This is a genomic window from Nocardioides sp. DN36, from assembly GCF_055380375.1.
The window spans coordinates 793,209-805,524 of record NZ_AP043823.1 but is presented as its reverse complement, the minus strand read 5'-3'; the positions used below and the strand labels follow the sequence as shown (position 1 = coordinate 805,524).

The 12,316-nt window shown below is 72.1% G+C and carries 10 protein-coding genes and 1 tRNA gene; 3 read left to right on the top strand and 8 right to left on the bottom strand.

Annotated features, from left to right (window positions below; all coding sequences use genetic code 11):
• The first annotated feature begins 55 nt into the window (after nucleotides 1-55).
• Entirely contained in the window at nucleotides 56-808 is a 753-nt protein-coding gene (locus ACZ43H_RS04780) for a PIG-L deacetylase family protein (protein WP_464588185.1), read from the top strand.
• A 63-nt stretch (nucleotides 809-871) separates the two neighbouring features.
• On the opposite strand, the gene ACZ43H_RS04775 is transcribed toward ACZ43H_RS04780, so the two are convergent.
• Nucleotides 872-2,098: an IS30 family transposase gene (locus tag ACZ43H_RS04775; protein WP_464588184.1), complete on the bottom strand. Its 1,227-nt coding sequence runs from the start codon at nucleotides 2,096-2,098 to the stop codon at nucleotides 872-874.
• A gap of 175 nt (nucleotides 2,099-2,273) precedes the next feature.
• On the opposite strand from ACZ43H_RS04775, the gene ACZ43H_RS04770 reads away from it, so the two are divergent.
• Nucleotides 2,274-3,587, top strand: a complete 1,314-nt coding sequence (locus tag ACZ43H_RS04770) for a dicarboxylate/amino acid:cation symporter (protein WP_464588182.1) — start codon at nucleotides 2,274-2,276, stop codon at nucleotides 3,585-3,587.
• 174 nt (nucleotides 3,588-3,761) lie between these two features.
• A complete protein-coding gene (locus tag ACZ43H_RS04765) occupies nucleotides 3,762-5,150 on the top strand; it encodes a tannase/feruloyl esterase family alpha/beta hydrolase (RefSeq protein WP_464588180.1) in 1,389 nt (462 codons plus the stop codon).
• Nucleotides 5,151-5,238: 88 nt separating this feature from the next.
• Here the strand turns inward: ACZ43H_RS04765 and ACZ43H_RS04760 are convergent.
• The 7 genes from ACZ43H_RS04760 to dusB form a co-directional block, all read right to left on the bottom strand.
• Nucleotides 5,239-5,314: transfer RNA gene (locus tag ACZ43H_RS04760), tRNA-Asn, on the bottom strand.
• A 67-nt stretch (nucleotides 5,315-5,381) separates the two neighbouring features.
• Complete coding sequence (locus ACZ43H_RS04755; protein WP_464588178.1) at nucleotides 5,382-5,864, bottom strand: hypothetical protein; 483 nt, start codon at nucleotides 5,862-5,864, stop codon at nucleotides 5,382-5,384.
• The gene (gene dnaG / locus ACZ43H_RS04750; protein ID WP_464588176.1) at nucleotides 5,861-7,771 is read right to left on the bottom strand and encodes a DNA primase; all 1,911 of its coding nucleotides are present in this window, start codon (nucleotides 7,769-7,771) and stop codon (nucleotides 5,861-5,863) included. The genes ACZ43H_RS04755 and dnaG overlap by 4 nt, the downstream gene beginning before the upstream one ends.
• A gap of 50 nt (nucleotides 7,772-7,821) precedes the next feature.
• On the bottom strand, nucleotides 7,822-8,736 hold the full coding sequence (locus ACZ43H_RS04745; RefSeq protein ID WP_464588175.1) for a 2-hydroxyacid dehydrogenase: 915 nt from the start codon (nucleotides 8,734-8,736) through the stop codon (nucleotides 7,822-7,824).
• 10 nt (nucleotides 8,737-8,746) lie between these two features.
• Nucleotides 8,747-10,033: a deoxyguanosinetriphosphate triphosphohydrolase gene (locus tag ACZ43H_RS04740; protein WP_464588173.1), complete on the bottom strand. Its 1,287-nt coding sequence runs from the start codon at nucleotides 10,031-10,033 to the stop codon at nucleotides 8,747-8,749.
• A gap of 30 nt (nucleotides 10,034-10,063) precedes the next feature.
• A complete protein-coding gene (locus tag ACZ43H_RS04735) occupies nucleotides 10,064-10,981 on the bottom strand; it encodes a mucin-2 protein (RefSeq protein ID WP_464588171.1) in 918 nt (305 codons plus the stop codon).
• A gap of 148 nt (nucleotides 10,982-11,129) precedes the next feature.
• Nucleotides 11,130-12,281: a tRNA dihydrouridine synthase DusB gene (dusB, locus tag ACZ43H_RS04730; protein WP_464588169.1), complete on the bottom strand. Its 1,152-nt coding sequence runs from the start codon at nucleotides 12,279-12,281 to the stop codon at nucleotides 11,130-11,132.
• Nucleotides 12,282-12,316 lie beyond the last annotated feature (35 nt).

The window sequence follows — 12,316 nt, the reverse complement described above, 5'->3', positions numbered from 1 at the left end:
AACCCAACCCCCTCAGGTGCTGTCCGGCAAACGCCTTTCGGTGCATGCTCGGGTCATGACCGACATGCCGCACGTGGACCGTCTCGAGCCGCTGCCCGAGGACTGGGAGCGCGCCCTGTGCGTGGTCGCGCACCCCGACGACATGGAGTTCGGCGCGGCCGCGGCCGTGGCCCGCTGGACCGGCCAGGGCAAGGAGGTCGTCTACTGCATGGTCACCAGCGGCGAGGCGGGCATCGACGGCATGGAGCCCGAGGAGTGCCGCCGGGTGCGCGAGGCCGAGCAGGTGGAGTCGGCGCGCGTCGTCGGCGTGCCCGTCGTGGAGTTACTGGGCCTCCCGGACGGAGTGCTGGAGTACGGCGTGCCGCTGCGCCGCGCGATCGCCCACGTCGTGCGCCGGCACCGTCCCGACGTCGTCATCACCGGCAACTTCCGCGAGACCTGGGGCGGGCGGAACCTCAACCAGGCCGACCACATCGCGACCGGGCGCGCGGTCGTCGACGCGGTCCGCGACGCCGGCAACCGGTGGGTGTTCCACGACCAGCTCACCGACGGGCTCGAGCCGTGGGGCGGGGTGCGGGCCGTGTGGGCGTTCGGCTCCCCCAACGCGACCCACGCGGTCGACACCACCGACACCTTCGACGCCGGCGTCGCCTCGCTCGAGGCGCACCGCGCCTACATCGACGGGCTCGGCTGGGAGGACTTCGACCCGCGGGAGTTCCTCGAGGGCTTCGGCCGGCAGTCCGGGCAGCGCCTCGGGGTCGCGTTCGCCGCGACCGTCGAGGTGTTCCCGATGGGGTGGGGCGAGTAGGCCCCTATAGGCGGCTGAGTCACCGGTGCACCGGTGACTCCTGACGTTCTCAGCCGGGTGATTTCAACCGGTGAGTGCGACACCACCTGGTTTGTTGGGGTCTGAGAGTAGCCGGTCGAGCGCTTCGGCCGGGGTGGCCCAGCTCAAGGTCTCGCGGGGACGGCCATTGAGCTCGGCGGCGACGATGTCGAGGTAGCCGGGCCCCCAGAAGGACAGGTCGGTGCCCTTGGGGAAGTACTGGCGCAGGAGCCCGTTGGTGTTCTCGTTGGAGCCGCGCTGCCAGGGTGAGTGGGGGTCGCAGAAGTAGATATCCAGGCCGGTCGCGAGGGCGATCCGGGCGTGGCTGGCCATCTCCTTGCCCTGGTCCCAGGTCAGCGAGCGGCGCAGCTGGTCGGGCAGTGTGAGCATCTTCGCGATCATGGCCTCGGCGACGACCTCGGCGTCCCAGCCGGTCGGCAGGTGCAGCAGCATCGCGAACCGGGTCGTTCGTTCCACCAGGGTGCCGATCGCGGAGGCGTTGTCCTTGCCCATGATCAGGTCCCCCTCCCAGTGGCCGGGCACCGCCCGGTCGGCGACCTCGGGGGGTCGTTCGCTGATCATCACCATGCCCGGGAATCGGGGTGCCCGTCGCTGCTGTCCCTCGCGGTGGCGTTGCGGCTTGCGCAGCGTCCGGCCGGTGCGCAGGTGCTTGGCCAGCTCGCGCCTCAGCCCGCCCCGGGACTGCACGTAGAGCGCCTGGTAGATCGTCTCGTGCGACACCCACATCTCCGGATCGTCGGGAAGGTCCACCCGCAGCCGCCGGGCGATCTGCCGGGGGCTGTGGTTGCGGGCCAGCCGGTCTTGGACCTCACGCCGTAACCGCAGGTTGGTCGCCAGCTTGGCCGGCTTGGGGCGCTGGGCCCGCTCGTCGGCCCGGGCCTGGGCAACACTGGCACGGTATCGGGCCGACGGCGTACGTCCACGGTTCAGCTCGCGGTAGACCGTGGAGCGGTCGAACCCGATCTCCTCCGCGATCTGGGTGGGGGTGAGCCCGGCGGCACCCAAGTGGGCGATCTCTTCCCGATCTGACATCGACAATCGCCGACCCTGCGGGGCGGGCGACCTCGCCGGTGAGCCGTAGGACCGGGCATTGGCTGGGATCACCCCGCCACGCTGGCTGAACCACAGATCCGCCGAGGCCCGCGACACGCCCGCGGCCACGGCCGCGTCGTACCGCCCCAGCCCGGCCGCGATCCCGAGCCAGAACCGACGACGAACCTCTCGTGGGAACGGCGGGCGACCACCGGCCATGTGCGACACCTCCTCAGGTGTCGCACTCACCGCTAGACATCAAGCCGTTGCAACGCCTGAGAACGTCAGGGACTGGCTGAGAAGTGGGCCGTGAGGGACCTCACGGCCGATCCTGGAACCCCTCGGGACGGGGGCTTGTTGTGACACGAGTCCACCCGTCGAAAGGCTTCTGCTCGTGTTCTCAGCGCTTCGCCGGACCCCGTTCTGGGTCCAGATCGTCGGCGGCCTCGTGGTCGGCGTGCTCCTGGGCCTGGTGGCCCGCAGCTACGACGTCACCTGGCTGACCACCACCCTCGAGACCGTCGGCAGCGTGTTCGTCGGCCTGCTCAAGGCCGCGGTGCCGCCCCTGGTGTTCACCGCCGTCGTCGTCAGCATCGCCAACCTCCGTCAGGTCGCCAACGCGGCCCGGCTCGCCACCCAGACGCTCGTCTGGTTCATGATCACCTCCCTGATCGCGGTCGCGATCGGGCTCGGTCTCGGCCTGCTGACCAACCCCGGCCAGGCGGCCGACGTCGCCGCCGAGGGCGCGTCGTACGACGGCAGCACCGGCTCGTGGCTCGACTTCCTCACCGGCCTGGTGCCCTCGAACTTCCTCGGCCTCTCCGTCGCCGACGGCGCGCTCAGCTTCAACGTGCTGCAGATCGTCGTCGTCGCGCTGGCCATCGGCGCCGCGTCGCTCAAGGCCGGTGACGCCGCGGAGCAGTTCCTCGGCTTCATGCGCTCCGCGCTCGCGGTCATCCAGCAGGTGCTGTGGTGGATCATCAAGCTGGCCCCGCTGGGCACCCTCGGCCTGATCGGCAACGCCGTCGCGACGTACGGCTGGGACCTCGTGGCCCCGCTCGCGACCTTCACCGTCGACGTGTACGTCGGCTGCGCGCTGGTCCTGTTCGTGGTCTACCCGGTGATCGCGCGCCTGCACGGCCTCTCCCCCGCGAAGTACTTCTCGGGCGCCTGGCCGGCGATCCAGCTCGCGTTCGTCTCCCGCTCCTCGGTCGGCACCATGCCGCTCACCCAGCGCGTGGCCACCCGCAACCTGGGTGTCCCGATGGAGTACGCCTCGTTCGCGGTGCCGTTCGGCGCCACCACCAAGATGGACGGCTGCGCCGCGATCTACCCGGCGCTCGCGGCGATCACCGTCGCCCAGGTCTTCGGCATCCCGCTGGGCGTCCAGGACTACTTGCTGATCGCGTTCGTCTCGGTGATCGGCTCGGCGGCCACCGCGGGCCTCACCGGCGCCGTCGTGATGCTGACGCTGACCCTGTCCACGCTCGGCCTGCCCGTGGAGGGTGTCGCCCTGCTGCTGGCGATCGACCCGATCCTGGACATGATGCGCACCGCCACCAACGTCGCCGGCCAGGCACTGGTCCCGACGATCGTGGCCAAGCGCGAGGGCATCCTCGACCTCGACGCCTACAACGCCCCGCGCGGTGCGGACGTCCTCGGCGACGACGCGCCCGCGGAGCGGGAGCTGGTGGACAGCGCCGCCTGACCTGCCGCTTGTAACGCTCCGTCAGGGATTCAAGTGCTCCGTTGTGACGGAGCACCAGAGTCCTTAACGGAGCGTTACATATTTCCGACCATGGCCGGGCGCCACACGTGGCGCGCCCCGAAGTGGGCGGGGAGCACATCGACGTGACCCCAGTCACGCAGCAGGCTGGCGGGCATGCTCACCCGTGCCACCGCCACCGCCCTGCTCACCTCGCTGCTCACGCTCGCGGTCCATCCCGGCGCGCCGGCGCACGCGTCGCCGGGAGGACCGCCGCGGGCAGACGCGCACTGCGCCCACCAGGCGCGCATCGACGTGCCCCGCGCCCCGGTCCAGCAGGTCGACTGCCTCGACGACCTCACCACGGCGTCGACCGTGGCGAGCGGCCACACCGACGCCTCCGACTGGGCGGGACTGAACGCCCCGGGCACGCAGAACCCCAGCGGCGTGCCCGGGATCCAGGTCGACGGCTACTTCCCCGACACCTCGACCTCCAACACCCACCACGGGTGGAACCACGACTCCCAGTTCGTGGTGCGCCTCCCCGACCACTGGAACGGGCGGCTCGTCGTCAGCGGCGCTCCGGGCACCCGCACGCAGTACGCCGGCGACTTCCTGTTCAGCGACTGGCTGCTGGCCCACGGCTACGCCTACGCGATGACCGACAAGGGCAACAACGGCAGTGCCTTCTACCGCGACGGCCAGGAGCCGGGCGACGCGATCGCCGAGTGGAACCACCGGGTCACCCAGCTGACCAGGGCCACTCGGGAGGTCGTCGCCCAGCGTTACGGCCACGCCCCCCGGCGTACCTATCTGCTCGGCATCTCCAACGGTGGCTACCTCGTGCGCTGGCAGCTCGAGAACCGGCCGCGGCTCTACGACGGCGGCGTGGACTGGGAGGGCACTCTCTACCGGGCAAAGGCGCCCAACCTGCTGACCTACCTCCCGGTGGCGCTGCGCAACTACCCGTCGTACGCCGCCACCGGCGACCCGGCCGCGCACCGAGCCATGATCCGCGCCGGCTTCGCCAGGGGCTCGGAGTTCACCTGGGACTACCACTACTCGGTCTACTGGGACCTCACCCAGCGGCTCTACCGCGAGGAGCTCGACCCGGCGTACGACGGCGACCAGGAGGCGGGCACGCCGTTCTGCCAGAGCGGCACCCCCAGCTGCGACGCCGACTACGACTACAGCACACGCCCGGCCGCACACCGGGCGCTGCGCAAGGTCGCGCTCACCGGTGACGTGCGGCGGCCGCTGCTGACCGTGCACGGCACGCTCGACGCGCTGCTGCCGATCGCGACCGACTCCGACGTCTACCGGGGCATGGTCCGCAGGGCCGGGCGCGCATCGCTGCACCGCTACTACCGGATCGTCGGCGGCACCCACGTCGACGGCCTCAACGGCGAGTACGGCGACCGGGTGCGGCCGATCCTCCCCTGTGCGCGGCGGGCGTTCGTGCGGCTCACCGCCTGGGTCGAGTCGTCGCGGCGGCCCCCGTCCAGCGCCACGGTCCCGCGCGAGCCGGCGGCGTACGACGAGACGAACCACTGCTCGCTGCGCTGAGGACCGGCCGCGTCAAAAACGTGCCGGACTATCCGCTGCGAAAATGCGGAACGGGCCCGTCGCGCACTGAGACGGGCCCGTTCCCTGCTGGCTCCCCCGGTTGGACTCGAACCAACAACCCTCCGGTTAACAGCCGAATGCTCTGCCAGTTGAGCTACAGGGGATCGGTGCAGCGCGCACACATTAGCAAGGTCCCCGGCGCAGGTGAAAATCGGGCTCGATCCAGGCGGGTCAGGGCAGTCCGACGTCCGCGCGGGCCGCCTCGAGGGCCTCCGCGGCGAGCCGCTGGACCTCGGGATCGGCCGGGTCGACACCGGCGTCGTACTCGTAGAGCCACAGCAAGGGCTGGTCCCCCCGCGGTGCCCGGCGGGCGATCACGCGCAGCCCCCGACGTCCCTCGACGGGCACGTGCCGTTGCAGCACGACGCTCGCGGTGACCCGCTCGCGGACCAGCTGCAGGAGCAGCCCGGGCTCCTCGAGGGTGAACCGGTGCTCGCGTCGCTGCTCGCCCCAGGTGCCGACCTCGCTGACCCGCAGCACCGACGTCTCCCGGTCCCAGTCCGCGGCCTCGACCAGCTCCCAGGCCACCCGTCGGCCGGCGACGTACAGCGCATCCCGGGTGCCGGCGACGACACCCTCGGCGCCCTCCGCCCAGGCCAGGACGCGCTCGCCGGGACCGACCTCGACCGGCGGACGGGAACGTCTCCGCCTCACTGGGCTCCCACGGTGCGCTCGCGCAGGTTGCGGCGGTGCTGCTCGAGCGCCGCCAGCTCGCCGAACATCTTGTTGTACTCGGCGGCGTGCTCGACCGGGTTGGTGCGCTGCAACCGGGACTTGACCTCCGCGATCCGGCGCATCGTGGTGAGCTCCAGCAGCCGGAAGACGTGCAGGGCGACGTAGGAGGCGTCCGGCTCCTTGGCGGTCGGCAGCGGCTCGACCGCGAGCGCGCTGATCACCGAGGAGACCGCCGGGTCGGTGGCCGCGTCGCGCAACCGGTTGGCCCAGGCCGGGTCGCCGGCACCGGCGCCGGGACCTCCGGCGGCCGCCACCAGCTCCCAGACGGCGCGGTACGTCGGGTGCGTGAAGTCGTTGGGACCCACGTCACCGGTGATCCGGCCGATCGTCATCGGGTGCTGGAGCACCAGCTTCAGGGTCTCGCGCTCGAGCGAGAAGCGCGGGTCCCGCAGGTCGGGCACCGGGCGACGAGGGGCGGCCGGGGCCGGCTCGGCGGGCGCGTTCCGACGGTCGGAGCGGTGGTCGGACCGCCCCCCGGCCGGTGCCGGACCCCGGGCCGCTGCGCGGCGTACCTCGGACAGGACCTGGTTGGTGTCGATGTCGGCGCCGACCATCTTCGAGATCTCCTGGGCGAACGCCGTCACCTTCGACTGGTCGCGGATCGACGCCACCAGGCGGGCCGCCTCACGGACCGCGTCGATCCGGCCGTCCGCCCGGTCGAGGTCGTACTTGCCGACCACGTTGGCGAGCACGAAGCGGTAGAGCGGCACCCGACGGGCGACCAGCTCGCGCACCGCCGCGTCGCCGCTCGCGATCCGCAGGTCACACGGGTCCATCCCCGACGGCTCGACCGCGACGTAGGTCTGGGAGACGAAGTTCTGGTCGCCGCTGAACGCCCGCAGCGCGGCCTTCTGGCCCGCCGCGTCGCCGTCGAAGGTGAAGATCACCTCGCCGCGGAACTCCTCGTGGTCGTTGAGGAAGCGCCGCAGCACCCGCGAGTGCTCGTCGCCGAAGGCGGTGCCGCACGTCGCGACGGCGGTGCCGACACCGGAGAGGTGACAGGCCATCACGTCGGTGTAGCCCTCGACGATCACGGCCTGCGAGGTGCGGGCGATCTCGCGGCGGGCGAGGTCGATGCCGTAGAGCACCTGGCTCTTCTTGTAGATCGGAGTCTCGGAGGTGTTGAGGTACTTCGCCTCGATCCGGTCGTCGTCGAAGATGCGGCGCGCGCCGAAGCCGATGGTGTCCCCCGTCGCGTCGCGGATCGGCCACATCAGGCGGCCCCGGAACCGGTCGTACGCCGAGCGGCCCACCGCCACGAGCCCGCCGGTGACCAGCTCCTCCTGGCTGAACGCCTTGGCGCGCAGGTGCTTGAAGAGCGCCTCGCCCTCACGGGGCGAGAACCCGATGCCGAACTGCTCGGCCGCCGCCTGGTCGAAGCCGCGCTCGGCGAGGAACTGCCGGGCGGCGAGCGCGTCGGGGGTGGCCAGCTGGCCGGCGTAGAACTCCTGCGCCTCGCGGTGCGCCTCGAGCAGCCGGCTGCGCGAGGGCCCCTTGGGGCGGTCCTCGCGGACGTCGCCCTCCTCGCGCTTGAGCTGCACGCCGAACTTGTCCGCGAGCCGCTCGACCGCCTCGGCGAAGCTCAGCGCGTCGATGTCCATCAGGAAGCTGATGACGTCGCCGCCCTTCTGGCAGCCGAAGCAGTGGTAGAAGCCGCGCGAGGGGGTGACGTGGAAGGAGGGGGACTTCTCGTCGTGGAAGGGGCACAGGCCCTTCTGGGAGCCACCGCCCGCGTTGCGCAGGCTGACGTACTGCGAGACCACCTCGTCGATGCGCGCCTTCTCGCGCACCTCGGCGATGCTCTCCTCACGAATCCGGCCGGCCACGTGCGGAGTCTACGGGCGTCGGTCGAGGCCCGGGGCGGCGCTCCACAAGGTCAGTACTCCCCCGACATGACGTTGGCCAGCGGCTCCCCCGCGGCGAACCGGTGCAGCTGGTCGCGGACCAGCCGGTGGGCCCGCGGCCACATCGCGCTGCTGGCCCCGCCGACGTGCGGGGAGACCAGCAGGTTGGGGGCACGCCACAGCGGGTGGTCCTCCGGGAGGGGCTCGGGGTCGGCCACGTCGATCGCGGCGTGGATGCGCCCCGTCCCGAGCGCGTCGACCAGGGCGTCGGTCTCCACGACGGCGCCCCGGGCGACGTTGACGAGCAGGGCGTCGTCCTTCATCCGGGCCAGGAAGTCGGCGTCGACGAGGCCGCGGGTCTCCCCGGTCAGCGGGACGATCAGGATGACCACGTCCGCCTCGGGCAGCAGGTCCGGCAGGTCCCCGATCGGGTGCACGCCCTCGCGCGCGGAGCGAGCCACCCGCACCACCTCGGCCTCGAAGGGCAGCAGCCTCGCCTCGACCGCCTCGCCGACCGCGCCGTACCCCACGATCAGCACCCGCCGGTCGGCGAGGGCGGGACGCCACCGGGGAGCCCACGACCCGCGGTCCTGGGCGCGGACGAAGTCCGGGACGCCCCGCAGCGAGGCCAGGGTCAGGGTGAGCGCGAGCTCGGCGGTCGACGTGTCGTGGATGCCGCGCCCGTTGCACAGGGTCACGCCGTCGGGGACGTGGGCGCGCAGGTTGTCCACCCCGGCGGTCATCGTCTGGACGACCCGGAGGCTCGTCATGCGGGGCAGCACCTCGGCGACCCGGGGCCCCACCTGGTACGGCGGCACGTAGAACTCGACCTCCGCCACCGTGTCGGGCACGTGCTCGGTCGGGTCCACCACCTCGTAGCGCAGCCCGCCCGGCGGGTCACCGAGCAGGTCGGGGTCGAACGGCAGCCAGACGAGGGGTGAGGTCACGGCCTCGAGGCTAGCGAGCACCCCGGTGAACGTGGCGCAGCTGGTCGTGCCGGGCCACGGCACTGGCGTCGGTCAGCGAGGCCACCTGGTCGATCACGACCCGGAGCCGGGCGTTGTCGTCGGCGGCCTCGGCCCAGTCGTCGGCGAACGGCCGCTCCAGGGCGTCCGGTCCCCGGTGCGCCAGCAGCGCCACCAGCTCGGCCATCAGCTCGCGCTGGCGCACCATGGCAGCGACCCGGTCGTCGGCCTGCATCACGTAGTAGGCGGCGACGCCCTTGAGCACGGCCATCTCCAGCCGCGCCTGCTCGGGCACGACCAGGTCGGCGGCGTACCGCGCGAACGGACCCTCGCCGGCGGCGAACGTCGCGTGCTGGGCGGCCCCGCAGAACCGGCCGATCAGGTCGCTGGTGAGGTTCTTCAGCGCCGCGAGGCTGCGCCTCGAGGAGTCGTACGGCGTCGTCGGCCAGCTCCCCTGCTCCCGCATCCCGGCGAGGGCGGCATCGAGCGCCTCGTCGGAGGCGTCGGGGAGGTACCAGTCCCGGACCGTGTCCCACACGGCGGCGGTGTCGAGCGCGGTCAGCTCGATCCGGCCGGCGACCACGCCGTCCTCGATGTCGTGGACGGAGTAGGCGACGTCGTCGGCGAGGTCCATCACCTGGGCCTCGAGGCACTTGCGGGTGCCGTCGACGCCGGAGCGGAGCCACTCGAAGACCGGCTTGTCGTCGTCGTAGACGCCGAACTTCCGGATCGTGCGCGGCGAGCCGTCGGCGTGCACGCCCGCTGGCTCCTCGGCGTGGGCGCGCGGCCAGGGGTACTTGGTGCAGGCGTCCAGCGTGGCCCGGGTGAGGTTGAGCCCCACCGAGCGTCCGTCGGCGTCGACCGTCTTGGCCTCGAGCCGGGTGAGCAGCCGCAGCGTCTGGGCGTTGCCCTCGAAGCCGCCGCAGCTCTCGCTGAGCTCGGCCAGCACCCGCTCCCCGTTGTGGCCGAACGGCGGGTGGCCCAGGTCGTGGGCCAGCGCCGCCGTCTCGGCGATGTCGGGGTGGGTGCCCAGCGCCCGGGAGATGTCCCGGGCGACCTGGGCCACCTCGAGGCTGTGGGTCAGCCGGTTGCGCACGAAGTCGTCGCTCTGCGGACCCACCACCTGCGTCTTGGCGGCCAGCCGACGCGAGGCCGCCGCGTGGACCACGCGGGCGCGGTCGCGCTCGAAAGGCGTGCGCTCGGGCGCGTCCACCCGCTTGGGCGGCTCGTCGACGAGCCGCTCGCGTGCGGCGGGGTCGTACAGGTCCAGGGAGTCCATCGGGAGGACCCTACTCAAGCCCTCCGACGCTCAGCCGTTGGTCGACACGTGGACGTGGTCCATGTGGTTGGCCGTCGGCGACCCGTGGTCGCCGTAGTCCCGCCAGCCCTCCGAGGCGCGCACCGGCGTCCAGATCTGGTCCCACCAGATGACGTCGTAGAGGTCGAGCTCGGCGGCGTGCGCCTGGAGGAAGGCCGCGATCTGGTCGCCCAGCGCCTTGTCGCTGGTCATGATGTCGATGGCCCGGCCCGAGGAGTGCTCGCCGTGGGCGTCCCAGCCGCCGTACGTCGTGATCTGCGGGAAGGCGTTGCAGACGGCGCGGTAGACCGTCACCGCCTCGGAGGTGAGTCCGTTCTCCACGCTGCCGTCGGGGCAGGGGGCCGTCGAGAGCCCGGCGGTGCTCGTCCTCGCCACGGGGTCGGTGGAGGCATCGGTGGCCGGTTCGGCCACCGGCTTGTCCTCGGAGAGGTAGCCGGCGGTCACCCAGCGCGCCTTGCCGTCGACGACGAGCTCGGTGCGGTCGGCCGTCCGGCGACCGGTGATGAGGACCTTCTTGCCCTCCTTGACCAGGCCGGCCTTCTTGGCGTCCTTGTCCGGGCTGGTCCACAGGTTGAGCGGCGCCGTGGTCCACAGGTGGACGTGGGCCTTCTTGATCGCGCGGTCGGTCAGGCGCTGGTCGTAGGCGTCCTGCAGGTGCAGGATGTACTGCTCGCCGCGCACCGACGCGAGCCGGGACTCGGACCGCGAGACGAGCGGGGTCCGGTCCGACGTGATGTCGGTGCTGGTCGTGGCGTCCGAGGCGGTGATGACGTCGGTGGTCGCGGGGTCCTGCGAGAGCACGCCGACGGTGACGACGGACGCGGTCGCGAGGAGGGCGAGGGGGCCGGCGATGAGCGCGGCTCGGGGCTTGCGGCGGGCATCGGTGTCCCGCTTGTGGCGGATGGCCACAGCGCTGATCCTTTGCTGTTGCTGACGGGGGATGGTTCCGAGAACGCAGCCGGAATCGGGGGTAACGAAACGGCAACGGCCCCCGACTAAAGCACAGATGTGCCGCGCGGTCGCAAATCCGCCCCCTATTTGTGGGGCGTGTTCCCGGTCACCCGCCGGTGGTCTCCCGCGCGTCCTCCTGCAGGCGGCAGCCGCTGCCGTCGGTGTCGTCGAGCCATCCCTCGGGCAGCACGACCCGCTCGCGCGGCGACCCCTGGCGTCCCCGCGGGGTGCCCAGCTCGGCCACCGGGAACGGCTCGGAGGGGTCCAGCTCGGCGAGCAGGGAGTCCAGGGCGGCGAGGCTGTCGACCAGCCCGAGCGAGCGCCGCATCTGGCCGCCGGCCGCGAAGCCCTTGAGGTACCACGACACGTGCTTGCGGAACTCCTTGCAGCCCCGTTCCTCGCCCATGTGCTGGCAGAGCAGCTCGGCGTGCCGCCGCATCATCACCGTGACCTCGCCGAGCGTCGGCAGCGTCGCCACCTGCGCACCGGCGAAGGCGGCGGCGAGGTCGCGGAACAGCCAGGGGCGGCCCAGGCAGCCGCGGCCGACCACGACGCCGGCGACCCCGGTCTGCTCCACCATCCGCAACGCGTCGGCGGCCTCCCAGATGTCGCCGTTGCCCAGCACCGGGATGTCGACGTGGTCGACCAGGGCGGCGATCGCCTCCCAGTCGGCCTCACCGGAGTAGGCCTGCGAGACGGTCCGGCCGTGCAGCGCGATGGCGGCCGCGCCGGACTCCTGCGCGATCCGGCCGGCGTCGAGGTAGGTCAGGTGGTCGTCGTCGATGCCCTTGCGGGTCTTCATGGTCACCGGCACGTCGTACGGCGTGGCCGCGGCGACGGCGGCCTCCAGGATCTCGGCCAGCAGCCCCCGCTTCCACGGGAGCGCTCCCCCGCCGCCCTTGCGGGTCACCTTCGGGACCGGGCAGCCGAAGTTGAGGTCGATGTGCGCGACGCCGTACTCCGCGCAGAGGATCTCGGCGGCCTTGCCGACGTAGACCGGGTCCGTGCCGTAGAGCTGCACCGACCGGACGGTCTCGAGCTCGTCGAAGACCAGCATGTCCCTGGTGTGCTGGTCGCCCTCGACCAGGCCGCGGGACGTGATCATCTCGCACACGTAGAGGCCGGCACCCTGCTCGGCGCACAGGCGGCGGTACGCCGCGTTGGTGATGCCCGCCATCGGGGCCAGGACCACGGGCACCTCGACGTGCAGCGGGCCCAGGTCGAGACCGGCACTCGAGGAGACGGACGGGGCGGGCATGGGACCCATTGTCCCAAGCCCGCCCCGTATGCGGA